Raw genomic sequence first — 22,407 nt, 5'->3', positions numbered from 1 at the left:
CCGTCACAGCGTGCGGTTTTTGGTTTCGCGTACGAGGAACGTCGAGACCAACGCCATCGCCGCCAGCACGAGGAAGTACACGATCACCGGCCAGATCTGGCCATGGCTCCACGCCAGCAGGCTCGCCGCGATCATCGGGGCGAGCCCCCCGCCCAGCACCGTACCGATCTGCTTGCCCAGCGACACGCCCGAGAAGCGCACGCGGGTATCGAACAACTCCGAGAAGAAGCTGCCCTCCGGGCCGAACATCATCGGGTGGATCACGCCCGCACCGATAACGATCGCCATCACGACCAGTGCGGTCTCCTTGCTGCCCATCATCAGGAAGAACGGGTAGATGAAGATCGCCGTCGCCGCCAGCCCCATCAGGAACATCGGGCGTCGCCCCAGCTTGTCGGAGAGCATACCGAACGCCGGGATAGTGAGCATCGCCAGAATGTTCGCGTAGAGCACGCCGTCGGCCATCATGCCGCGCGGCAGGCCGAGCGTCTTGGTGCCATACGACAGCGAGAAAATCGCCACGAGATAGAAGAAGCTCGTCTCGGCCAGACAGATGAAGAACGTCACGAGCGTCGGGCGCCAGTAGTGCGTGAGCACTTCCACGACCGGCACCTTGGCGATCTCGCGGTGCTTCTCGACGGCCTTGAAGGTCGGCGACTCTTCGACCTTCAGACGCACGTACGTGCCGAGTGCGACGAGCAGCAGACTCACGAGGAATGGGATACGCCAGCCCCAGCTGAGCAGATCCTCTTCCGGCAGCCGTGTGATCAGAACAATGGCGAGCGATGCGCCCACGATCGACGTCGGCCCGGCCGCCTGAATCAGTCCACCGAACAGGCCGCGCAGATGTGCCGGGGCCCCCTCGACCGTCATCAGCAAACCGCCGACCGATTCTCCGCCCAGTGCGAAGCCCTGCACGAACCGCAGCGTCACGAGCATGATCGGCGCCCACATGCCGATCATGTCGTACGTGGGCAGCAAACCGATGAGCGTGGTCGCCACGCCCATGAGAATCAGCGTGAAGAGCAGGATCGACTTGCGTCCGATGCGATCGCCGAAGTGTCCGAACACAATGCCGCCGATCGGCCGCGCGACGAAGCCGACGGCAAACGTCGCGAACACCGCGATCATCCCCGCCATCGGATCGAGCTGCGGGAAGAACAACCGGTCGAACACGATGGGCGCGAGAAATCCATAGACGAAGAAGTCGTACCACTCGATGGCCGTGCCGAAGCAGCTTGCCGCCACCACCCGGCCATAGCCCGCCGCTGCGCCTTTCGGGGCGCTTGATGTTGCACTGGGTGCGGCACCTGGCGCGGCGTCATTGCGCTGCGACTCCGCCATCGGGTTGCCGCCGCCCGCAGGGGCGGTTTCAAAAGGTTGTGACACGGTTGTCTCCTCCGGCCGTCTGTTCCGGTCTCCCGGCTGCGGCGGTATGGTGGTCTTGCATTACGAAACTGACTGGAACTGAATGACCGCGCTGACCCGGCCTGATGGCTTAGAACGGGTAGTGACGCGGTGTCGTTTGCACTGTCACCCAGCGCAAATCGGTGAACTCGTGGATACCGGCCTTGCCGCCGAAGCGTCCCCAGCCACTCGCCTTCACGCCGCCGAACGGCATCTGCGCTTCGTCGTGCACCGTGGGGCCGTTGATATGGCAAATGCCGGATTCGATGCGGGCGGCGACCTGCATCGCACGCGCGATGTCGCGGCTGAACACCGCCGACGACAGGCCGTAAGCGTTGTCGTTGGCGCAGGCAATCGCGGCTTCATCGTCTTGCACGCGCACGATGCCCTTGACCGGGCCGAACGATTCTTCGCGGTAGATCTTCATGTCGGGCGTGACGTGATCGAGCAGCGTCGCGGGCATCAGCGTGGTCTCGGCGCGACCGCCGCAAAGCAGCGTTGCCCCTTTCGCCAGCGCGTCGTCGATCAATGCGTTGCAGCGCTCGACGGTCGCCATGTCGATGACCGAGCCAAGCACGACCGGGCCGTTGCGCGGGTCACCCAGCGGCAGCGCGCGCGCCTTGGCCGCCAGCTTCTCGGTGAAGGTATCCGCAATGGCTTCGGCCACGACGATGCGCTCGGTCGACATGCAAATCTGTCCCGAGTTGGCGAATGCGCCGAAGGCCACACCATTCACGGCGGCCTCGAGATCGGCATCGTCGAGCACCAGACAGGGCGCCTTGCCACCCAACTCCAGCACGGCCGGTTTGATGTGTTCGGCGCAGCGCGTCGCAATGATGCGGCCCACACGTGTCGAGCCCGTGAAGTTCACGCGGCGAACGGCAGGCTCGGCGATCAACGCATCGACAATCGCGCCAGCGTCTTGCGGCGCGTTCGTCACGAAGTTCACCACACCCGGCGGCAAACCGGCTTCTTCGAGTGCATCGGCAATTAGTCCATGCGTGGCCGGGCACAACTCGGAACCTTTGAACACGACCGTATTGCCGCATGCGAGCGGCAAGGCCAGCGCGCGTACGCCAAGAATGACTGGGGCGTTCCACGGGGCGATGCCAAGCACCACGCCTGCGGCCTGCCGCATGCCCATGGCGAGACTGCCGGGGACGTCCGACGGAATCACCTCGCCAGCAATTTGCGTCGTCATCGAGGCGGCTTCGCGCAAACCTTGCGCCGCCAGATGCACGTTGAAGCCAGCCCACAGCCCGGAGGCACCCGTCTCTGCCGCCATCGCGGCCTGAAACTGTTCGACCTTCGCTTCGAGTTGATCGGCTGCCTTCATCAGCAGTGCGCGGCGCTCGCTCGGGCCCGTCTTCGACCACGCCGGGAATGCCGCCCACGCAGCACGCACAGCAGCGCGCGCATCGTCGAGCGTGGCTGCCGGGGCACGTGAGGCGACTTCGCCATCGAGCGGGTTACGCCGTTCGAACGTTGCGCCATTGCTCGCGGCAACACGTTGGCCGCCGATCAGCATCGTGAGCGTCTGAGGGGTTTGCATGCATGTCTCCTTGTTTTGCTGAATTCGCAGGACGCCGTGAAGGCGTCGTCACAGGTTGGCGTATGCCGGTGTCAGGCATGCGCGCGCGCTGTGCATCATGCCACCTCGATCTCGACCAGACGGGTCTCGCCGCTCTCGATGGCCTGCGACAAGACGTCGCGCAGCGCAAGCGCTTGCGTCACGCGCTCGCCGCGCACGCCCATACCTGCCGCGAGATGCACGAAATCGAGATCCGGCAGATCGGTGCCCTGCACCGGGTCGTGCGGACCGAAGCCGAACGATGGCGCGAAGTCCTGCAATGCGGCGTAGCGGCGGTTGTTCAGAATCACGAACGTGATCGGCAGGCGCAGTTGGGCTGCACTCCACAGCGCCTGAATCGAGTACATCGCAGAGCCGTCGCCGATCAACCCGATCACGCGGCGGCCCGGGCTGGCCATCGCCACGCCGACGGCTGCGGGCATCGAATATCCGAGACCACCGCTGTTCATCGTGAAGAACGTGCCGGCCTGCGTGAAGGGCAGGTATTGCTGCATGACCGAGCGTGCACTCGGAGCTTCTTCGACAACGATGTCTTGCGTGGCGCGAAGACTGGCGAGGGTTTGCAGCGCGAAGGCCGTCGACATCGGTGCGTCGCCGTTCTCCGGCGTCGCCACCGGCGGGACGGTACGCGGCGCGGGCAAGGCACGCAGCCGAGGGGCGGCACGCGTGAGCAGTGCTTCGACGCCAAGGCGCACGTTGCCGACCACGGAGGCGCCTACCGGTGTCCACGCAGCTACGCCCGGGTCTTCGATCAACTGGAACAGCGCCGCACCTGCGGGCACATGCGGGCCGGCGCCTTCCACGTGATACGTGAAGGCCGGTGCGCCGATGACCAGAATCAGATCGTGGCCGCCCAGCAGACCGACGATCTTCTCGCGCATCGGCGGCAAGAAGCCCGCGAACAGGCGATGGTCTTCCGGGAAGGCACAGCGCGCGCACATCGGTGCGGTGAACACGCGCGCGTTGTGACGCTCGGCCAGCGCGACCACGGCATCGAAAGCGCCGGCGCGATCAATCGACGAACCCACGACAAAGACCGGACGCTCACTCGCGTCGAGCGCCGCCCCGAGTTGATCGAGTGCGGCGGCGTCCGGCTGCACCCGCGTGCTCACCTGACGCGGCGGCACGGGTTCGGCCGCACGGTCCCAGTCATCGACCGGAATCGATACGAAGACCGGGCCCTTCGGCTCCTGCATCGCGACGTGATAGGCACGTGCCAAGGCGAGCGGCACGTCCTCGGCGCGCGCCGGTTCCAGGCTGAGCTTGACGTACGGCTGTGGCAATTCGGTGGCCCGCACCGAGGCGAGAAACGGATCGAACGGCAGGATCGAGCGCGCTTGCTGACCGGCAGTCACGATGAGCGGCGTCTGGTTCTTGAACGCCGTGAAGATGTTGCCCATGGCGTTGCCTACGCCGGCTGCCGAGTGCAGGTTGATGAATGCTGCGTTACCGGTCGCCTGCGCGTACCCATCGGCCATGCCAACGACGACCGCTTCTTGCAGCCCCAATACGTATTCGAAATCGGCAGGGAAATCGCGGAACAACGGCAGCTCCGTTGAACCGGGGTTGGCAAAGACCTTGGTCATGCCGTGGCGTCGCATCAGGTCGATGACGACCTCGCGCACGGTGAGTTGGGTCGTGGTGCCGGCGGCTTCGCCAGCACGCAGTTCTCGGCTGTCGTTCATAACTTGCGCTTGTCTCGTTGATCTTGTTGGTCCCAACGGCCGTCACGATCCGGGCGATCGCGATGCGTCGGGTGATGCGAGCGAGTATAGGCAGCCGATATATGCACTGGAATTGCTTTTATGTGCCGAAGTCATTACGCTTTTGCATGACTTTTCTGTGATGCCATTTCCCGAGATCGCCTGCCCATGAGCCTCAACCTCCAGCAACTGCGCGCGTTCACGACCATCGTCGCCACCGGCAGCCTCGGGCGTGCCGCGACGGAGTTGCATCTCACGCAGCCGGCACTGAGCCGCACCATCAAGCGCTTGGAGACCGATCTCGGCGCGGCGGTGTTCGAACGGCATAGCAAGGGGATGGAGCTCACGGCAGTCGGGCAGGCGTTGCTGCCCCACGCGATGCTGCTCGCCCGCGAGGCCGAACTGGCGCGCGAAGAAATCGATGCGCTACGCGGGCTGTCGAAAGGCACGATCAAGGTCGGCGCCGTGGGCGCGATTGCCAGTCACGTGCTGCCCCTCGCGATCGATCGTGTGCTGACGCGCTGGCCGAATCTGCGCGTGGAAATCATCGAAGGGGTGTGGGACAGGCTGGCGCAGGGGCTGATGCGTCACGAGATCGATCTCGCGCTATCGACCGTCGCGCCCGACACCGACGACATCGTGGCGATTGGCGATTGCCATTGGCAGGACGACAGCTTTGTCGTGGCCGCTTGCGATCATCCGCTGCGCAAACAGAAACGCATCGCGCTCGCCGATACGCTGGGCGAGCGCTGGGCCATTCCGCCGCGCGGCACTGCACCTTACGCACATATGGAGGGCGTGTTTGCGGCACATGGACTGGGGCTGCCGAACATTGTCGTGGAAACGCGTTCGGTGCCGGTACTCAAGAGCATGGTGGCGCGCTGCGGCTTTCTCACATGGATGCCGGAACCAATGTACGACGTGGAAGCGAAAGCGCGCGTGATGGACACGCTGCCGATTCCGACCGTGCGCGCCACACGAACGCTGACGGCGTTTCGCCGCCGGCAGGGCATTCTGCCCAGCCCTGCCGTGAAGTTGCTCGACGAGTTACGGCGGCTGACGGCGGCTGCCTGAAAGGTAGCGCCCCTTCCCTGCGCACGCGACCGCATCGCGCGACTACAGAATTGCGCACGCCCTGCTGGGTGGCGGCGCGCTGGGCCGCACGCTTTTGAGCGCGCATTGGTGCAGATGGTTGCTCAGCGCATAGCCATCGGCGATAAGGAACGCGCTGGCGAGTGCCGCCCCGGCCAGCGGGCGACCGAAGGAATCGTCGCGCGTGATTCTGTCGAGCATGTCCGCCGCGTCCTGCATGCCGTTCGCGTGTGCGTGAAACTGCAAGGACCTGAAGAATCCGGAGAAGCCCGAATACATATCGCGCGGGTCCTGCTCACTCGCCAGTATTCGTTTCACTTCCTGGCTGCCTTCGTTCCGGACATCTTCCATCGGCATTTCGTGTACCGCGCGGCGTCGCTGGCCGCGCGACACCAGCACGTCGAAGCCAATGTCGTAGAAGTTCGCCCCAACCGAGCCCGGGAAGTATTCGGTGCTGTCGAGCAGCAGCGACGGTATCTCGTGTCTGAGCGCCATTTCACCGACGGAAATGTATCCCGATATTCTCAGGCAGACGATTCGGTGCGCGAGTTCGTCTCTCAGTTCGACATTGTGGCAGTACCGTCGATTCGGGCATGCGTCCACCGGACGAAGCATTTCCAGCAGTTCTCCGAACAGCACGTTGTCAGCGTTTTCGTGAAAAAAATACACGTGTCTATCGGCCGAAATGGCTTCGGCTTGCCGTGTACTTTGCCGTGTGAAACCACCTTGTACGGGATAGCGGGTATTGCACGGCCCATCGACCGCCCGACGGATATTGCGCTCAGGCAACTTGGCGTCCGTCGCTGAGGGCGGCAATCGCCCCGTGTAGTTCGTTACGGTTCTGAAGTCGCCCTCAAGCGTTACCTCACCGGCGATCCCCGCCACAGGAGGAAGGATTGGGATGTACGACGGGAGGCCGGGGGGTATAAAGGGACGCAGTGCAGGCATGTCAATTCTCGGGAACAGAAGCGGATGGACAAAGCGATCAACGACCGAACAGTTTGAGCAGCAAGGGGATCGGCCGATATTTGAAGACGGTGCCCACGAATCGCTGCCAGCGGCCCGGTTTGGCCGCCTCGTGGCACTGGCGCAAATGCGCTTTGAGCGGCGACGCGTTGTTTGCCAGAAAGTCGGCCGCTTCCGTGGGGCCCGTCACCGGGTGGCCGAACGAATCGTCGCGCGTAATGCGATCGAGCATGTCGGTGGCGTCTTGCATCCCGTTGGCATGCGCATGGAATTGCAACGATTTGAAGTGGGGGGTGAACCCGCGATAAGGATCGCGCCCGTCAGGTCGTTCGGCGAGGATGTGTCTTATCGCGGCCCTGCCGGCAGCCTCGACTCTCGCGACGGGTTTTCGTTGGATTGCGCCGGCGTCGCGACCATGGCGGCTTAACGTTTCGAAGCCGATGTCGTAGGCGATCGCGCGGGGAGAGCCGGGTAGATATTTCGCATCGTCGATCAGCAGCGACGGAATCTTGTGCGTGACCGCCATGCCGTTGACCGACACGTATCCGTCGATTTTCAAGCACTGGATGCGCTTCCAGAGTTCGCCTCTTAACGTGGCATTGTCTTGAAAATAGCCGTTCGGGCAATCGCGCTTTGGCCGGAGCAATGTCAGCAGTTCCCCGAACACGGCGCTTTCGGCGTTCGCGCGCAAGAATCGCGTGTGATCCTGCGGTGAAATTTCCTGCGCGCCATATCGGCTGTCGCGCATGAATCCTCCCTGCGTCGGGTAACGCGTGATGCATCCATCCTTACGTATCTCGCGTGTGTGGCGTGAGTGCGCGATACGCGGCGTTGGTGCGTTGTCAGTCACCTCGCCGGACGCATCGCCCATGCGGTTCGACACGTTGTCGAAGTGGCGATTGAACGCACTCGCGCGTGAGCTGGCGATGCCGGGCAGCACCACTGGAGCACCCACGTTCAGACATCCGGGTGTTGGCGCCGACGTTAAGCAGGGCTGCAATGCGGGCATATCGATCCTCCTGAGAAGTGTCGGGGGGATGATGTTGTCTTGCCACGCTCGGGGCTATTGTGGCCCGACGCTCGAATGACGTAACTGCACGCGGGTCTGTCGCGGAACACAGTCTTACAGCCGGGAGAACCACCGCGCACCGATCACCGGCCTCACGTACGTTGCAACGAATTTCTCCCAGGCACTCGGTTGGGCGGCCCGTTCGCACTGTTGCAGATGGGCGTCGAGCAGCGATGCCTCGTCCGCAAGAAAGCTGGCGGCGTCAGAAGGCCCGGTCACCGGAGACCCGAAAGAATCATCGCGCGTAATGCGGTCGAGCATGTCGGCGGCGTCGTGCATGCCGTTGGCATGTGCGTGGAACTGCAACGGTTTGAAATAGGCGGTGAAGCCATGATAGGGATCTCGCGGGTTCGTCCGGCTCATCAGTATCTCTCGCACGGCGAACCGGCCAGCCCCCTCGATACGCGATGCCGGGATATCGTCCAGCGCCCGATGCGACACCCCGCGACGCCGTAACGCTTCGAAGCCGATGTCGTAAAAGACCGCTCCGACGGTGCCCGGAAAATACCCCGAACCGTCGACCATCAGCGACGCGATCTTATGCTTGAGCGCCATGTTGTGGAGGGTGGTGTAGGCATAGATGCCGAGGCAATACATGCGATGCTCGAGTTCGTCTCGGAGTTCGACGCTCCAGACATAGTGTCGATTCGGGCATCGGCCCACCGGCCGCAGCATTTCCAGCAATTCGCCGAACACTACGCTCTCGGCGTTTGCACGCAGGAATTGTGTGTGGTTCTGCGGAGAAATCTGCTGCGGCTTGGATAGGCTCTGGCGCGTGAAACCACCGGCTGCCGGATAGCGAGTGTTGCACGGTGCGGGGAACGAGGAGCGAGGGTGACGTTGGTGGATCGCCGGCGTCGCTGCGGATCTGCCATCTGAAGCGTCGCCCGCGCGGTTTGCCACTGCGCTGAAATTTGCCGAAAGTCCGGCGCTGCGATGAGCGATCGCACCGGTTTCGGTGAATGGCGTGAAGGCAGAAACACCGACGCTCAGCACCCCGGCGGACGGGGCAAGCGGCGATGCATTCGGCGATACATTCGGCGAAACATACGGTTGAATTGCAGGCATGTCCATCCTCCGAAAAAGTATCGGCGATGATGTTGCCTCGACGAGCGTGCGGCTATCGTCGCCGGACGTGCGGATGTCGCAATTACCGCATCACGATGCTCGCGCGATGGTACGGCGTGCCGCCGTACTCGGCCGGACCGTGGATGGTTTCGACATGCTCGATGCGCCACGCCACCGGTTGCGCGAAACGCGGACCCGCGTACGCAAACGTGTGGAACTCGCCGTTCTCACCGCATGCATCGACGTTGGCCGGCAAGTCGGCCAGCAGCGCATCGTCGTATTCGCGACCGACGAATTCTGGCCCAAGGTAGCGACCGTCGACACAGACGATCACCGCGCGATACCCCAGCGAGATGAACTCGTTGGCCAGCACCAGACGCTCACGCTGCCACAGCGGCAACACCGCCGTCATGCCCGCCGCCGCGCACACCTTTTCTTCCCAATCGCGATGCGGTTGCAGATCGATGTCGCCGAACAACCCATGCGTGATGCCCTCGGCACGCATCGCCTGCAAGCGCGCGATGAACGCCGCTTCGTAGCCTTTCCAGCCCGCTTGTCCGATATCGAGTGCAATGCCCAGCGCATCGGCCTGCGCCTGCATCAACTCGCGAGGCAACCCGTGCGAGCGGGAGCTGTCACCCGATTCGTCGAACATCGCCAGCAGACGGCGCACGTCGAAATGCGGTGCGCCGCTCGCGTCGCAAGACAGGGCGTGATGCAGGGCAAGGCAGGAGTCCTTGCCGCCGCTCCATGAAAAGAAGGCGGGCGTGGGCATGGTGTCGAGGTCAGATCGAGCGCGTTTGATGGGGCCAATGCAAAGCGGACCCCGCAGGGTCCGCCAGTGAAACTTATTGCGTCGTACTTAGTGCAGCGTACTTATTGCGTAGTACTTAGTGCGTAGTACTTAGTGCGAGCGGATCATCGTGCCGAACGGTTGCTCGGTCAGAATCTCGAGCAGCACTGAGTGTTCGATACGGCCGTCGACGATGTGCACCGACTTGACGCCACTCTTGGCCGCGTCGAGTGCCGACGAAATCTTCGGCAGCATGCCGCCGGAGATCGTGCCGTCCGCAAACAGTTCGTCGATTTCGCGAGCCGACAGATCGGTGAGCAGATTGCCTTCACGGTCCATCACGCCCGGGATGTTGGTCATCATCACCAGCTTCTCGGCGCCCAGCACCGTCGCGAGCTTGCCCGCCACGAGGTCGGCGTTGATGTTGTACGCCTGACCGTCTTCGCCCACGCCGATCGGCGAGATCACCGGGATGAAAGCGTCGTCTTGCAACGCGCGCACCACGGCCGGGTTGATCGAATCGACTTCGCCGACGTAACCGATGTCGATGAACTGGCCCGCATTCTCGCGATCCGGCATCAGCATCTTGCGGGCGTTGATCAGACCACCGTCCTTGCCGGTGAGACCGACCGCCTGGCCGCCGTATTGGTTGATCAGCATCACGATGTCCTGCTGGACTTCGCCGCCGAGCACCCATTCGACCACTTCCATGGTCTCTTCATCCGTGACGCGCATGCCTTGGATGAACGTGCCCTGCTTGCCGATCTTCTTGAGTGCCTGATCGATTTGCGGGCCGCCGCCGTGCACCACGACCGGATTGATGCCCACGAGCTTGAGCAAAATGACGTCGCGCGCGAAGCCCTGCTTCAGGCGCTCCTCGGTCATCGCGTTGCCGCCGTATTTGATCACCACGGTCTTACCGTGATATTTGCGGATATACGGCATCGCCTCGGCCAGAATCTCGGCTTTGAGAGCGGGTGCGATGTCGTCGATGGAATTCGGTTGCAGATCGGACATGGCGGGAACGTTTTCGCAGGTGGACCAGAAACACGGCGCATTGTACAGCCAAGAAGCCCGTGCGTGCTGGGCTTTGCCCGGTTTTGGAAGCACTTCCGTATTGCCTGCGCGCGCCCGTCCCGCTACCCTTCGGCACGTGTCGGGCGCCATCGGCAAATGCGGCCAATTCCGCCCCGTGACCGGGCTACGATGTCACCCGCGTATCACCCCTTTCACTCGACGGCGGACGCCCGCTAGTGGCCGATTTTTCCGGAACGTCTTCCAAACCCCGTCTGATGGGTCGTTTGCCGGTCTTCGTCGCGGGTGCTGTGGCCAGCCGATGACAGCGCCAAGGCTGTTGCAGTTGTGCAACTTGGCAGGCGTCGACGGCGCTACGATGGGCAGTCCGGGGCAGGATACTTCTCACAGGCTGGAAATGACGGCCCGGGGTCACGGACCCGAACCGCCGCCGGGTCGCTCGGGGGAAGGCCGGGCCACCCCACTCACTCGGGATCAAGTATGGAAGGTGAAGGAAAGACGCCGCTGCCCGCCGACGGCAGCCGTTGTCCACAGTGCGGCAGTGTCGTGTCGTGCGGCGCGCAATCGACTGAGGTGAACACAGCGGATGCAGCGAGTGCCTGCGCCACGACGGTGACCTGCTGGTGTCTCGACTGGCCACATCTACCGGCCTCGGCCCGGCTCGGCGTCGGCGCGTGCCTATGCCCCCCGTGCCTTCGTGCGGCGCTGGTGGCCGCCGGGGTCAGTCTCAGCGGCACCCCGGCTGACCTCACAGGCAGCATCAACGACGCCATCAATCCCACCACGCCGCCCACCAACAAGACCTGAACCGGGCTTGCGCCCGGGGGCTGTCGGCGCAGGCGGCTTGCCGCGTGGCGCGGCAGCGCCGAAGCTGCCGACCGCGCCACTTTTGGCGCCCACCCCGCGCACGCCGCCCGTTCCGCGAAACATCAGCTTCTGGCGGGTACTGAGCGACTTGTTGGCCATGGCCGCGCTGCCTTACTGGCTATGCGAGCCGTGCGCCATGCCCGGCATGGCGCTCATGGCACCGCCCGCCGCCGGGGCCGGCGCCGTCAGGTCGCGCACCTGCACTTGCACCTGTTGCTCCGTCTTCTTGTGATCGGCACTCTCAAAGCGCAGCGTGACCGGCACGGTGTCGCCCTTCTTCAGTTGTGCCTTCAGGTCGTTGAGCATGATGTGATAGCTGCCCGGCTTGAGTTGCACCGGCTGATTTGCCGGTAGCGGCAGGCCGTTCGGCAGGGCACGCATCTTCATGAGCGTGCCTTCGAGCTTCATCTCATGCACTTCCGCCGTGGCGGCAGCCGGGGTGCTCACGCCGACGAGCGTGGTCGCATCGCGCGACTGCAACGTCATAAACACACCGGTGGCGGTCTGGCCGGGCACGGTGCCGCGGGCCCACGCGTCGGAGACGGCGACCTGTGCGTATGCCGAGACCGTCGCCAGGCTCAGTGCAGCAGCCACCCAAATCTTGTGTTTCATGCAAACTCCTTTTGGTTGTGGGCCGGTGGATACCGGCCTTGTATCGCATGAGACGTTGCGCGACGATGTGTCGCGCAGGACGTGGACATTCATTGTAGTCGTGGCTTGCGCATGGTGCGTGGCGCCTGGGTAATACATGGAATTTTGGCGTGCGGCAGAGTGTCGCAGCGCCCGGCGCGGCCGGACGGCCGGTGGGCCGCTCTTGGTACACTTGTCGTATGACTCATTTCCCTATCGAGCGAACCAACGTCGTTCAGCTTTTCTGGCTGCGCTGTCTGGCCATCGTCGGCCAGTTGGCCACTATCGGTGTCGCCCAACTTTGGCTCGGCGTGCGTCTGCCGCTCGAACCGATGCTCACCATCGTGGCGCTCGAAGTGCTCTTCAACGTGCTCACCTGGATTCGGGCACGACGTGGTGTGGAGCGCGCCAAGCGGCGCACCGATCTCGATCTGATGGGGCAGTTGCTGGTCGATCTGGCGGCACTCACCGCCCTGTTGTTCTTCTCGGGCGGCGCCACCAATCCCTTCGTCTCGCTGTTCCTCCCCGGTCTCGCGATTGCCGCCGCCGTGCTGCCATGGCGTAACGCGTCGCAACTCGCGTTGCTCTCGCTCGTCGCTTACGGCGCGCTGAACTTCCAGTACGTGCCGCTCGATCTCGCCGACCCGGGCAACCTGCTGCGGCTTCACCTCGCGGGCATGTGGGTCAACTTCGTGGTGAGCGTGCTGGTGATTGCGTGGTTCGTGTCACGCATGTCGCGGGCGCTGCGTGCCCGCGATGCCCAACTGGCACGTGCCGAACAGCGCCTGCTGCGCGATGAGCGCATGGCCGCGCTAGGTGCGCAGGCCGCGAGTGTCGCTCACGAGCTCGGCACGCCGCTCTCCACCATGGCCGTCGTCGTCGGTGAGTTGCGCAGCGAGAGCGTGGGCAACGCCTCGCTCAAACCGTTCGAACCCGATTTGCAGACACTGGAACAACAGATTGCGCTGTGCAAAAGCGCCATCGGTCATGTGCAGATGCGCGCAGCGGCACCGGTGCGTCAGGCCCTCGCGGAATGGCTGCCGGCTTTCACCACGCAATGGCGCCTGCGTCACCCGCAGGTGCAGTTTCAGTTGCACGTGCCGCCGCAACTGACCGCGCGTATCGAAGACACCGTACAGGTCGGGCAGATCCTCACTATCCTGCTCGATAACGCCGCGTACTTCAGCCCGTCGTCGGTCACGCTCGATGTGGCAGTGGCCCCCGACGATCTGCGCTTTACCGTCTGCGACGAAGGCCCCGGCATGACTGCCGAACTGCGTACGCGGCTGGGCAACTCCCCCGTCATGAGCACACACGGCGGACACGGCATGGGCCTGTATCTCGCCTTTGCCAGTGCGCAACGTCTCGGCGGCGACATCATCCTCACCCCCAATACGCCGCAAGGCACGCGCGCCGAGCTGCGCCTGCCGATGGCCACCTTCTTCTTCGGCTCGCGGAGTCAGACATGAACGCCTCCCATTTTCTTCTCATCGACGACGACGTCGTTTTCGCCGAAACGCTGGCTCGCGCACTCACGCGCCGCGGATACGACGTGCAGATTGCCGCCGACGGCGCCGCCGCATTGCTCGCGGCACGCACGCGTCAGTTCGACCTGATTTCGGTCGACCTGCATCTGGGTCACGACTCGGGGTTGCCGCTCATCGCGCCGCTGCGCGCCCTGCAACCGAAGGCACGCATGTTGGTGCTGACGGGCTACGCGAGCATTGCGACGGCCGTGCAGGCCGTCAAAGACGGCGCCGACAACTATCTGGCCAAGCCCGCCAACGCCGACACCATCCTCGCGTCGTTGCGCAACGATGCCAGCGAGACGCAGGCCGACGAGGCCTTCGAAAACCCGTCGCCGCTGTCGGTGGCGCGCCTCGAATGGGAGCACATCCAGCGCGTGCTCGCCGAGCACAACGGCAATATCTCCGCGACCGCGCGCGCGCTGAACATGCATCGCCGTACGCTGCAACGCAAGCTGCTGAAGCGACCGGTCAAGCAGTAAGGCACGCCGGCAGTTCGGCAGCACGTTCGACGCCAGTTCGACGCGCATAAAAAAACGGCCCCGAATGGGGCCGTTCTTCATTTCGCAAACGACGGATCGATGGCGTTACAGCACGTAGCGCGACAGGTCTTCGTTCTGTGCGACTTCGCCAAGCGACGCGTCCACATAAGCCGCGTCGATGGTGACGACCTGATTCGCCTGCTTGCCGGCGTTGTACGAGACGTCTTCCAGCAGCTTCTCGATCACGGTGTACAGACGGCGTGCGCCGATGTTCTCGGTGCGCTCGTTGACCGAGAACGCGATCTCCGCGAGACGCTTGATACCGTCCGGCGCGAATTCGAGTGCCACGTCTTCGGTCGCGAGCAGCGCCTGATATTGCTTCACGAGGCTCGCATCGGTCTGCGTGAGAATCGATTCGAAGTCTTCGACGGACAGCGAGTCGAGTTCGACACGGATCGGGAAGCGGCCTTGCAACTCGGGAATCAGGTCGCTCGGCTTGGCCAGATGGAACGCTCCGCTCGCGATGAACAGGATGTGGTCCGTCTTGATCATGCCGAACTTCGTGCTCACGGTCGTGCCTTCGACCAGCGGCAGCAAGTCGCGCTGCACGCCCTGACGCGACACATCGCCGCCGCCGACTTCGCTGCGCGTGGCGATCTTGTCGATCTCGTCGAGGAACACAATGCCGTTCTGCTCGACGTTGCGCAGTGCCAGTTGCTTGACCTCTTCGTCGTTGAGCATCTTCGACGCTTCTTCGTCGGTCAGGATCTTGAGCGCGTCCTTGATCTTGAGCTTCTGGCGCTTCTTGCGCTGGTTGCCCAGGTTCGCGAACATGCCCTTGATCTGCTCGGTCATTTCTTCCATGCCCGGCGGGCCCATGATCTCCATGCCCTGCGCCGGAATCTCGACTTCAAGCTCGACTTCCTTGTCGTCGAGCGCGCCTTCGCGCAACCGCTTGCGGAACGTCTGACGCGTGGCGTTATCTTCGGTGCTGGGTTCCGGTTCATGCGACACCGAGCCGAAGCGGATGTCACGCGAGGACTCGCGGCCCGTCGGCAGCAGCAGATCGAGAATGCGGTCTTCGGCACGATCTTCGGCCGTGGTGCGCACCTTCTTCATCTCGGCTTCGCGGGTCTGCTTGATGGCAATTTCCGCCAGATCGCGCACGATGCTGTCCACGTCGCGGCCCACATAGCCCACTTCGGTGAACTTGGTCGCTTCGACCTTGATGAACGGCGCGTCGGCCAGCTTGGCCAGACGACGGGCGATCTCGGTCTTGCCCACGCCGGTCGGCCCGATCATCAGAATGTTCTTCGGGGTGATTTCCTGACGCAGCGGGTCCGCCACCTGCTGGCGACGCCAGCGGTTACGCAATGCCACCGCGACAGCCTTCTTGGCCTTGTTCTGGCCGATGATGTGTTTGTCGAGTTCGGAAACGATCTCGGAGGGGGTCATATGGGTCATGACGTTCGCCAAATTAGGGTTTCGATCAGGGTGACGCCCGGCCGGTCATACCCCGGCCGGCAAGTCACGCCGCAGGAGTCCACCTGCTGCGGCGTGCGCGTCGACCGTCGTCACTTGCTGCTCGTTGGTCGTGAGTCGTTGCGTTGAATGCTGCACGGATTTGCTTTGCAGATCCGCGTTGCAGAACATTACTTCGCAGCCTTCTGCGGCAGCGACTCGATGATGTGGTTCTGGTTCGTGTAGATGCACATGTCGCCCGCAATCGTGAGCGCCTTCTTCACGATTTCGGCCGGCGACAAATCCGTGTTCTGCACGAGCGCACGCGCCGCCGCCTCGGCGTACGAGCCACCCGAACCGATCGCGGCCACGCCGCCTTCCGGATCGAGCACGTCGCCGTTGCCGGTGATCACCAGCGTGGTCTCGGCATCGGCGACGATCATCATCGCTTCGAGCCGGCGCAGCATGCGGTCGGTACGCCAGTCCTTGGCGAGTTCGACGGCCGAGCGCGTCAGATGACCCTGATGCTTCTGCAACTTCGCCTCGAAACGATCGAGCAGCGAGAACGCATCCGCCGTCGCGCCAGCGAAACCGACCATGACCTTGCCGTCATAAACGGTTCGCACCTTGCGGGCGGTGCCCTTCATCACGATATTGCCGAGCGTGACCTGACCGTCGCCGCCGAGCGCGACCTGATCGCCGCGCCGAACGGAGACGATGGTGGTGCCGTGATATTGCTCCATGCCTGTTCCTTTTCGGGGGGCGTCTTGCGCCCCGTAACGATTGGCCCGGACTTCACCGTGCGCGCCCCCCATGCTGTGAGAACGTGCCCGACCGGGCGAGACGTGACTGTAGTTTAGGGCAATCGAAGGAATATCAAGAGGCGTCGACGGCAGCTTGTTTGATGGGATTTGCGTGCTGTTCGATAAGGCACGGAAGGCGCCGTTCGCGCGGCATTGCACCACGCGGATGGGGGAATGGCGGGGGAATTTCTCGGAAATTCCCCCGTTTATGCGGTGGGTTCCGCTTAGAAAGTCGTACGCAGACCGACGCGCACCGCACGGCCGCCCTGCGGTGCAATGTCGCGCAGGAACGAACTGGCCAGACGCACTTCCTGATTCGTCAGGTTCTCGCCCTTGAGATACGCGAGCCACTGCGCGCCGCCAGTCTTGAACTGATACGTGAGTGCCGCGCCGAGCGTGGTGTAGCCGTTGGTCGTCAGGTCACCCGCCGGCACACGCCCCTGATTGCTCGCATGTACCATTTCCACGCGGGCGCCCCACGGGCCGAGGCCGTACGCGAGCGCCGCCGTCAGACGCAACGGTGCGATGCGCGGCAGCGGCTCGCCGGTGTCACGATTGCGGCCGAGCGTGTAGTCGGCGCGCAGTTCCACGTCCACATTGCCGTAGCCCTGCCACACCCGGGCGCGGCCTTCGGCTTCTACGCCGTAAAGCTCCGCCGGCACACCTGCATATTGATAGACGGGCAGACCGCCGGACGTCACCGGCTCGCCTTCTCCATTCACCGAACGGCCGGCGTTCTCCAGCGCAATGAAGTTAGAGAAGCGGCTGTAGAACACCCCGACGCTGCCCTTGTGCGGACCATTCGCGTAACGCAACGACAGGTCGGTCGAAAACGCCTTTTCAAGCTTCGATTGCGCGTTGCCGATTTCCCAGATGCCGGTCGCCGCGTGCGGACCGTTGGCATACAACTCGTAGAAGGTCGGCGCGCGTTCGGTATACGACGTGTTCAACGCTACCGACCAGGCTGGCGCCAGCGCAAAGACAGCCCCCGCCGAGACACTGCCCGGCGTGAAGTTGCGCGTGGGCAGATTGTCGAAACGGTCGCTGCCGCCCGCCGTTGGTTTCACGTGCGTGTGCTCGATGCGCGCACCGAACGAGAGCTTCACGGCTTGATTCACGGCCCATTCCTCGAGCGCAAAAAGGGCCACGTTGCTGGTATCGCTCTTCGGTACGAACGCCTCTTCACCGAGCGCCGAGAAGGTGTTCTGCGAGAACTGCACGCCGACGGCGCCTTCGAACGGACCGATCTTCGCGTGACGTGCTTCGATACGCCCTTCGTAGCCGTGGTTCTTGAAGGTCGTGCCGGTCTGGCCGTTTTCGATCTCCTTGTGCTCGTAGTCGGTGTAGCCGAAGTTGAACTTGAGGGCCGTGAACGGACCGCTCAGATTGCGCACTTCGCTCGCCAGCGCGAGATGCTGCTGACGCAGCCGGATGCGCGTGTTTTCTTCGGCCACCGTGCCGTAGTCGGAGTCGTAACCGGAGTAGGACAAGCCGCTATAGCCGTTCGCCCACGTCCACGACGCGCCAACGGCCGCACCGCTCGCCTGCCCGTTGCTGTTGGGCAGCGTGCCGGACGGTTGCTCGGTGCCTTCGGGGTCACGGGCACGCTGTTGCGCGGAGCGGGCAAGGCCCGGGATGCGCAGGTCAGTGCTCTTGCGTGCGAAGCCGTCGACATGGAATGCGAACTGGCCGTTACCCACTTCGATCAACGCCGCGCCCGCACGCTCGCGATTAGCGCCGCCGTAGCTTAGATCGGCCGCGCCCGAGATGCCGTTGATCGGCTCGCGCGGAATCCGGTTGTCGATGGTGTTGACCACGCCGCCCACGGCGTTGCCACCGTAGAGCAGCGCGGCCGGGCCGCGCACGATTTCGATGCGCTCGATGGAGAGCGGGTCTTGGGCCACGGCATGGTCGTAGGACAGCGATGACGCGTCGAGCGCGCCCGTGCCGTTTTGCAACACGCGGATGCGGTCGCCGTCGAGACCGCGAATGATCGGGCGGCTCACGTTCGGGCCGTATGAGGTCGATGAGACGCCGGGCAGACCGTCGAGCGTCTCGCCAAGGGTGCCGGTGCGGCGCAGTACCAGCGCGCGTCCGTCGAGTGCCGTGACGGGCACCGTGAGATCGGCTGCCGCCCGGCCAAGCGGGTTGCCGGTGACGAAGGTCGTCGAGAGGGCCAGCGCATCGTCGCCGGAGACGGTAGCGGAGGTAGGCACCGTGGTGGCGTTGGAGGTGGCGTTGGAGGTGGCGTTGGAGGTGGCGTTGGTGGTGGCGTTGGTGGTAGCGGGTGACGCGTCAGCAGCGTTCGCCTGCATGGCAGCGAAGGCCAGCGTCAGGCCTACGGCAAGCGGTACCGGGGCAAAGGAGAACGAGACCGCAGCGCGCGCACGCGCCACGTTGAGGGTAGGAGATGCCATGTCGTTGTTGTGTTGTCAGGTCTGAGACGGGGTACCCGTCGATCGGCACGCACGAACGCCGTCACAACATGCGCCGCAGCCGCGTGGGCGCAGACGAATGGCGACCTTGCCCGCAGCCGTCGGCAACGCCGTCAAGCTGTGTGGCAAATGAAGAACGTTTCAGCGGGAAGTCGCGCGTGCAGCGCGTGGAAGTTCAGACCGTGACAGGCGGGGCGCGAGAGCGGAACGGCAGCGTGAGCGCACTGGCATGCGAGCGGCCCGTAGCGCGCGATGGTGTGAGATCCGTGTGGCTATCGGCGCGCCATTCCAGCACCGCGACGGCCATGGCGGCCGCCAGCGTGGCGCCTTCGAACAGATGGCAGTGGTGGTGACTGCCGTAGACGGTGTGAGCGAGGCTCGGATTGACCGGCGCCCATGCGTTCTGTGCGTCGGCATCGTCATCGGTGTCGGCATCAGCGTCTGCCGCGTTGTCCGTCGCAGCGGCCGCCGCCGACACGCCGGTGTCCGCCAGTTGCCGGGCGTGCACGATCTCGTGCTGCAAGCCCCACATCTGCACGCACAGCAGTGCCACGATGAGCCACGCCACCCAACCGCTGCGCCCACGATTCGCCGGCGCGCGCAAACGGGCACGCCAGTATCGGAAGGTGAACGGGAAGGACGGCATGGAAGAGATGGAAAAGCTCAATTGCAACTGAGTTGCAATTTTGCCATAAAGCGAGCCCTGCCGCGAGCTTTGTGTGACGTTGCGCGCAGGCGACAGTCAGCCTTCCCGGGTGCCCTCTCGATCAAAAAGAGAAAACAAAAAAGGCATGTCACGAAGACATGCCCTTTGCAAACCGAGGGGCCGAAGCACCGCCACCGCGCGGTGCCTGGCTTAAATGCATTCGAAATTTTTCGAATGCATTCGATTCGAACCTGACTTGAATGGCATTCAAATCAGGTTCAAATCGCGTTCAAATCAATCGCCGAACAGTTTCTGACGCAGCTCGCGACGCTCTTGTGCTTCGAGCGACAGCGTGGCCGTCGGGCGTGCGAGCAAACGCGGGATGCCGATCGGCTCGCCGGTTTCTTCGCACCAGCCGTACTCACCCGATTCGATGCGGGCGAGCGACTGTTGCACCTTCTTCAGCAGCTTGCGCTCGCGGTCGCGGGTGCGCAGCTCGAGTGCGTGTTCTTCTTCGATCGTGGCGCGGTCGGCCGGATCAGGTACGAGAATGGTTTCGCGGAGGTTCTCGGTCGTCTGGCCGGCGTTACGCAGAATTTCCTCTTGCAGCTTTTCCAGACGATCCTTGAAGAAGGCGAGTTGATCTTCATTCATGTAGTCCTTCTCGCCCATCTTCAGAATTTCGGCCTCGGTCAAAAGTCTTTTCTTGCTCATGGGTTTTTGTGGCGTCTCTTTCGGATAGTCCGGCGACGCTCCTTTAGCGGGTGGAGCGTCTTGCTTGCCGGCGGTGCCGCTGGCGGCGTCCTGGGTTACGTTCCTGCCGGGTGATTTGGGCGGCCCCTTCTTGGCGGCGGCTTTCTCACCCGTCTTCGGCTTGCCTGCTGGAGCACGCTTGGCGCCCGCATCCGGCGCCGGTTCTGCCCGGCGCGTGGGGCGTGCGGTGGCTGTCTTGCGAGAGGCGGTGGCCATTGCGGTGCTCCCCTGCCTTCCCCCCGGTATGCCGCGTGAATTCGCTGGCGGCAACCCAGTGGGCAGCTATTGTAACCGAATCAGTCAACAGCCCCGTTTAAGGGGTTTCCCGTTGCCCGAAACGGCGGTCCCGCTCAGACCAGACAGCGCTCCAGCCCTTGCAGGATGATGTCTTTCGGCAGCTCGGCACCGATGAACACCATCTTGGTATTCGGTGTCTCGCCCGGTTGCCATTTCGTGCCCACGTCGCTGCCCATCATCTGGTGCACGCCCTGGAACACGACCCGGCGGTCGATGCCGCGCATGTTTAATACGCCTTTATAACGCAATAAGCGTTCGCCGTACACCTGAAGGATGCTTCCCAGGAAATCCTCCAGCTTGGCCGGATCAAACTGCTTTTCACTGCGGAACACGAACGACTTGATTGCGTCGTCGTGATGGGCGTGATGATGGTGGTGGCCATGATCGTGACCTTCGTGATCACAGTGGCCATGATCGTGGTCACAATGCGAATGGTCGCCATGGTCATGGCCGTGGTCATGCCCATGATCATGGTCGTGCGCGTGATCGTCGGCGGCGAGGAACTCCGGATCGATGTCGAGCTTGTCGTTCAGGTTGAAACCGTGAATGTCGAAGATCTCTTTCAGATCGGCCTTACCGAAATCGACCACCTGCTGCGGCGCGCGCGGGTTCATGTGCGCAAGGCGATGCTTCAGGTCGTCGACGGCTTCGGGCGTCACCAGATCGGCCTTCGTGATGAACAGACGGTCGGCAAAGCCGACCTGACGCTGCACCACTTCATGCTCGTCGAGTTGCTTCTGGGCGTGCTTGGCGTCCACCAGCGTAATGATGGCGTCCAGGCGGTAAGTGTCGGCCACTTCATCGTCGATGAAGAAGGTCTGCGCCACCGGGCCCGGGTTGGCCAGACCGGTGGTCTCGATGACCACGCGGTCGAACTGGATCGTGCCGGCATCGCGCTGGCTGTTCAGGTCGGACAGCGCCTGCACCAGATCGCCGCGAATCGTGCAGCAGATGCAGCCGTTGCTCATCTGCACGATCTGCTCGGCGTTTTCCTGCACGAGGATGTCGTTGTCGATGTTCTCTTCGCCGAACTCGTTCTCGATCACGGCGATCTTCATGCCGTGCGCCTCGGTCAGGATGCGCTTGAGCAGCGTGGTTTTCCCGCTGCCGAGAAAGCCGGTCAGGATAGTGACGGGGGTCATGAATGCAATGTCCTGTAGTGAAGCGGTGTGCCGCAGGCCGCTGGAATGCCGCTCAATGTACCCGAGCTGGCAAAAAGCGGCTTGGCACGCGTCAGTTGGGGGCGCCCGCGCACTGGGCGCAAGTGCCGTGAATCATCAGCTCGACCTGTTCGCCCACGAATCCCTTGGGCAGGCGCTTGAGTTCGCGCTCACTTAATTGGGGATGCTGAGGCCAATCGTCAAGGCAGAACGTGCGGTGGCAGCGTACACAGCGGAAATGACCGTGTTGCGTATGCGGGCGCGGCGACGCGGCCCGCTGCGGGTCGACGTGCTCGGCCATGACGAACCGGAAGATGCGGTCGTCGCCGGCCTGCTTGATCGCCCAGCCCTGTGCGACCAGCCAGTCGAGCACGCGATAGGCGGTCACGCGGTCGAGCGGATCGGTGTCGGTCGCCAGATCGGCCAGCACTTCCTGATGGGTGAGCGGGCGGCCTGCCTTGAGCAGCAGGGCCAGTACACGGACACGTCCCGAAGTCACGCGCCCCGATTGCTCCTGCAAGCTCGCGCGGGCGGCTTCCAGATACGGTTGTAGTTGAGTAAGGCTCATGAATCGATTTAAGCACAGCGCCGTGAACGCTGCAACCGAGTTGCAAAAGTGGGCA

Annotated in this window: 20 protein-coding genes; 4 read left to right on the top strand and 16 right to left on the bottom strand. The window is 63.4% G+C overall.

Annotated features, from left to right (window positions below; all coding sequences use genetic code 11):
• Nucleotides 1-3 precede the first annotated feature (3 nt).
• From AT302_RS01155 to mdlC, 3 genes are all read right to left on the bottom strand, one after another.
• Nucleotides 4-1,389: an MFS transporter gene (locus AT302_RS01155; protein ID WP_084655964.1), complete on the bottom strand. Its 1,386-nt coding sequence runs from the start codon at nucleotides 1,387-1,389 to the stop codon at nucleotides 4-6.
• A gap of 109 nt (nucleotides 1,390-1,498) precedes the next feature.
• Nucleotides 1,499-2,959 (bottom strand): aldehyde dehydrogenase, encoded by a 1,461-nt coding sequence (locus tag AT302_RS01150; protein WP_058376832.1) that lies wholly within the window; start codon nucleotides 2,957-2,959, stop codon nucleotides 1,499-1,501.
• Nucleotides 2,960-3,054: 95 nt separating this feature from the next.
• Nucleotides 3,055-4,683: a benzoylformate decarboxylase gene (gene mdlC / locus AT302_RS01145; protein WP_058376831.1), complete on the bottom strand. Its 1,629-nt coding sequence runs from the start codon at nucleotides 4,681-4,683 to the stop codon at nucleotides 3,055-3,057.
• 186 nt (nucleotides 4,684-4,869) lie between these two features.
• Between mdlC and AT302_RS01140 the strand changes: the two genes are divergently transcribed.
• Entirely contained in the window at nucleotides 4,870-5,775 is a 906-nt protein-coding gene (locus tag AT302_RS01140) for a LysR substrate-binding domain-containing protein (RefSeq protein ID WP_058376830.1), read from the top strand.
• 42 nt (nucleotides 5,776-5,817) lie between these two features.
• Here AT302_RS01140 and AT302_RS01135 read toward each other — a convergent pair whose 3' ends face one another.
• From AT302_RS01135 to argB, 5 genes are all read right to left on the bottom strand, one after another.
• Complete coding sequence (locus tag AT302_RS01135; RefSeq protein WP_058376829.1) at nucleotides 5,818-6,741, bottom strand: hypothetical protein; 924 nt, start codon at nucleotides 6,739-6,741, stop codon at nucleotides 5,818-5,820.
• A 37-nt stretch (nucleotides 6,742-6,778) separates the two neighbouring features.
• Entirely contained in the window at nucleotides 6,779-7,507 is a 729-nt protein-coding gene (locus AT302_RS01130; RefSeq protein WP_157125650.1) for a hypothetical protein, read from the bottom strand.
• A 375-nt stretch (nucleotides 7,508-7,882) separates the two neighbouring features.
• A complete protein-coding gene (locus AT302_RS01125) occupies nucleotides 7,883-8,896 on the bottom strand; it encodes a hypothetical protein (RefSeq protein WP_157125649.1) in 1,014 nt (337 codons plus the stop codon).
• An 82-nt stretch (nucleotides 8,897-8,978) separates the two neighbouring features.
• Complete coding sequence (locus tag AT302_RS01120) at nucleotides 8,979-9,671, bottom strand: Dph6-related ATP pyrophosphatase (RefSeq protein WP_058376826.1); 693 nt, start codon at nucleotides 9,669-9,671, stop codon at nucleotides 8,979-8,981.
• Between the two features lie 129 nt (nucleotides 9,672-9,800).
• A complete protein-coding gene (gene argB / locus AT302_RS01115; protein WP_058376825.1) occupies nucleotides 9,801-10,706 on the bottom strand; it encodes an acetylglutamate kinase in 906 nt (301 codons plus the stop codon).
• 498 nt (nucleotides 10,707-11,204) lie between these two features.
• Between argB and AT302_RS01110 the strand changes: the two genes are divergently transcribed.
• Nucleotides 11,205-11,531: a hypothetical protein gene (locus tag AT302_RS01110; protein ID WP_058376824.1), complete on the top strand. Its 327-nt coding sequence runs from the start codon at nucleotides 11,205-11,207 to the stop codon at nucleotides 11,529-11,531.
• A gap of 171 nt (nucleotides 11,532-11,702) precedes the next feature.
• Here AT302_RS01110 and AT302_RS01105 read toward each other — a convergent pair whose 3' ends face one another.
• Nucleotides 11,703-12,203 carry a copper chaperone PCu(A)C gene (locus AT302_RS01105; RefSeq protein WP_058376823.1) on the bottom strand — a complete coding sequence of 167 codons (501 nt, stop codon included), beginning with the start codon at nucleotides 12,201-12,203 and terminating at the stop codon, nucleotides 11,703-11,705.
• Nucleotides 12,204-12,421: 218 nt separating this feature from the next.
• On the opposite strand from AT302_RS01105, the gene AT302_RS01100 reads away from it, so the two are divergent.
• Together AT302_RS01100 and AT302_RS01095 are read left to right on the top strand one after the other, a co-directional pair.
• Complete coding sequence (locus AT302_RS01100) at nucleotides 12,422-13,690, top strand: ATP-binding protein (RefSeq protein ID WP_058376822.1); 1,269 nt, start codon at nucleotides 12,422-12,424, stop codon at nucleotides 13,688-13,690.
• Complete coding sequence (locus AT302_RS01095; protein WP_058376821.1) at nucleotides 13,687-14,229, top strand: response regulator transcription factor; 543 nt, start codon at nucleotides 13,687-13,689, stop codon at nucleotides 14,227-14,229. The genes AT302_RS01100 and AT302_RS01095 overlap by 4 nt, the downstream gene beginning before the upstream one ends.
• Before the next feature lie 105 nt (nucleotides 14,230-14,334).
• Here the strand turns inward: AT302_RS01095 and hslU are convergent, their stop codons facing one another.
• The 7 genes from hslU to AT302_RS01060 form a co-directional block, all read right to left on the bottom strand.
• A complete protein-coding gene (hslU, locus tag AT302_RS01090) occupies nucleotides 14,335-15,693 on the bottom strand; it encodes an ATP-dependent protease ATPase subunit HslU (RefSeq protein ID WP_058376820.1) in 1,359 nt (452 codons plus the stop codon).
• Nucleotides 15,694-15,881: 188 nt separating this feature from the next.
• The gene (gene hslV / locus AT302_RS01085) at nucleotides 15,882-16,433 is read right to left on the bottom strand and encodes an ATP-dependent protease subunit HslV (protein WP_058376819.1); all 552 of its coding nucleotides are present in this window, start codon (nucleotides 16,431-16,433) and stop codon (nucleotides 15,882-15,884) included.
• A gap of 284 nt (nucleotides 16,434-16,717) precedes the next feature.
• The gene (locus tag AT302_RS01080) at nucleotides 16,718-18,808 is read right to left on the bottom strand and encodes a TonB-dependent receptor (RefSeq protein WP_084656501.1); all 2,091 of its coding nucleotides are present in this window, start codon (nucleotides 18,806-18,808) and stop codon (nucleotides 16,718-16,720) included.
• Between the two features lie 295 nt (nucleotides 18,809-19,103).
• A complete protein-coding gene (locus tag AT302_RS01075; protein WP_058376818.1) occupies nucleotides 19,104-19,574 on the bottom strand; it encodes a hypothetical protein in 471 nt (156 codons plus the stop codon).
• Nucleotides 19,575-19,868: 294 nt separating this feature from the next.
• Nucleotides 19,869-20,288 carry an RNA polymerase-binding protein DksA gene (gene dksA / locus AT302_RS01070; protein ID WP_058376817.1) on the bottom strand — a complete coding sequence of 140 codons (420 nt, stop codon included), beginning with the start codon at nucleotides 20,286-20,288 and terminating at the stop codon, nucleotides 19,869-19,871.
• Between the two features lie 389 nt (nucleotides 20,289-20,677).
• Nucleotides 20,678-21,766 (bottom strand): CobW family GTP-binding protein, encoded by a 1,089-nt coding sequence (locus AT302_RS01065; protein WP_058376816.1) that lies wholly within the window; start codon nucleotides 21,764-21,766, stop codon nucleotides 20,678-20,680.
• 91 nt (nucleotides 21,767-21,857) lie between these two features.
• Nucleotides 21,858-22,352 (bottom strand): Fur family transcriptional regulator, encoded by a 495-nt coding sequence (locus tag AT302_RS01060; RefSeq protein WP_058376815.1) that lies wholly within the window; start codon nucleotides 22,350-22,352, stop codon nucleotides 21,858-21,860.
• Between the last annotated feature and the right edge of the window lie 55 nt (nucleotides 22,353-22,407).

The organism is Pandoraea norimbergensis (assembly GCF_001465545.3).
GTDB lineage: Bacteria > Pseudomonadota > Gammaproteobacteria > Burkholderiales > Burkholderiaceae > Pandoraea > Pandoraea norimbergensis.
This window is presented reverse-complemented; position numbering and strand designations above follow the sequence as displayed.